The sequence below is a fragment of the Kurthia huakuii LAM0618 genome, from assembly GCF_000505545.1.
Taxonomy (GTDB): domain Bacteria; phylum Bacillota; class Bacilli; order Bacillales_A; family Planococcaceae; genus Kurthia; species Kurthia huakuii.
In genome coordinates this window covers 1-1,644 of the sequence record NZ_AYTB01000050.1, presented here as the reverse complement: position 1 = coordinate 1,644, position 1,644 = coordinate 1, and the positions used below count along the sequence as shown (strand labels likewise).

The following is a 1,644-nucleotide window of genomic DNA, read 5'->3' as shown; positions in this document are numbered from 1 at the left end:
CATACCCATCAAGCTAAGCACATCAATACCCCCAACGTGAAAAAAACGCTATTCTTTCTGTAACATCAGTAGTTTACAAGAAAGGATGGCGTTTTTGATGAATCGAATCTTATCCAATGAACTGAATCTTTTCGCACAAGAGTTACGTGCCTGTTTATCTCCAGCCGTGTTACAAGATATTGCGAAACGTGTGGGCTTTGTCAAGCGGGCAAGTAAGTTTCAAGCCAATGAACTCATTGCCCTTTGTGTCTGGTTGAGTCAGGAGGTTGGCAGCACATCCCTTCCACAATTGTGTAGTCGGTTAGAGGCTTCGACGGGCGTCTCGATGAGTGCAGAAGGCTTGAATCAACGCTTTAACCAAGCCGCCGTCGCTTATCTTCGAGAGGTCTTTCGCACGCTGCTTGCACAAAAGCTCTGTGCCAACCAATCACTCCCCGACACCCTGATGTCTCGGTTTAAGCGAATCCGTATTTTAGATGCGACTGTCTTTCAACTGCCCGATGCGTTCGCTCGTGAGTATCAAGGCTCGGGTGGCAGTAGTAACACGGCAGGCGTAAAAATCCAGTTGGAATACGATTTACTGAGTGGTCAATTTCTTCATGTACACGTTGGACCAGGAAAAAACAATGATAAAACCTACGGAACAATCTGTCTCAAAACCGTAGAGGCCGGAGATTTATGCCTGCGCGATCTCGGTTACTTCGATTTAGGCGACTTACAGGTCATTCACGATAAAAAAGCGTACTATATTTCACGGCTGAAGCTCAATACACGGATTTATATGAAGAACCCTGCGCCAGAAACGTTCAAAAATGGAACGTTGAAAAAACAAACCGAATATATCCAGCTCGACATGGCACAACTCATGGCGGAGCTTACGCCTGGTGAAACGATTGAAATAGATGAGGCGTATATTGGTCAAAAACAAAAGCTGCCAACACGTGTCATTATCCATCGCTTAACCGACGACCAGACGCAAACACGCTTGAAAAACCAAGCGATTCGTGAAAAGAAGAAGGGCATTGTCATGAAGGAGAAAAGTAAACGGTTAATGGGCATGAACGTCTACATCACGAATACATCACCTAAAGAAGTCCCAACGAATGACGTACATGCCCTGTATTCATTGCGCTGGCAGATTGAGATTTTATTTAAAACATGGAAGTCTTTTTTTGAAATCGATGCTTGTAAAACCATCAAAAAAGAACGCCTCGAGTGTCATTTATATGGACAGCTCATTGGCATTCTTCTCTGTTCTTCGACGATGTTTCAAATGCGCCAGCTTCTGCTTGAAAAGAAAAAGCAGGAGCTGAGCGAATACAAGGCGATTTATATGATTAAGGATTACTTTCCGTTATTCTTTCAAGCAATGGCAGCTAACGCAGAGGAACTAGTGAACATCCTCCATCGCCTGTATCAGCTGCTCTCAAAGAACGGGCGTAAATGTCATCGCTCTAAGAAGATGACGGTTTTTGATATTTTAGGCATTGTGTATGAAACGACGATAAAGCCTAGACAAGCTGCCTAGCGAAAAAAATGCTTTTTTGGGGGCTTATTTGGTCTGCCTATTTTTCGTACATTGGTTAGTTGATCTGTAGAAAGGTTTCAAATCTACCTATTTTCGTTGTTAGCTTGATGGGTATG

General features: G+C 43.6%; 1 protein-coding gene. It reads left to right on the top strand.

Translation table 11 applies throughout. From position 1 onward, the window contains the following. The first annotated feature begins 97 nt into the window (after positions 1-97). Entirely contained in the window at positions 98-1,528 is a 1,431-nt protein-coding gene (locus V514_RS0118570) for an IS4 family transposase (RefSeq protein ID WP_029501251.1), read from the top strand. The last annotated feature ends 116 nt before the right edge of the window (positions 1,529-1,644 follow it).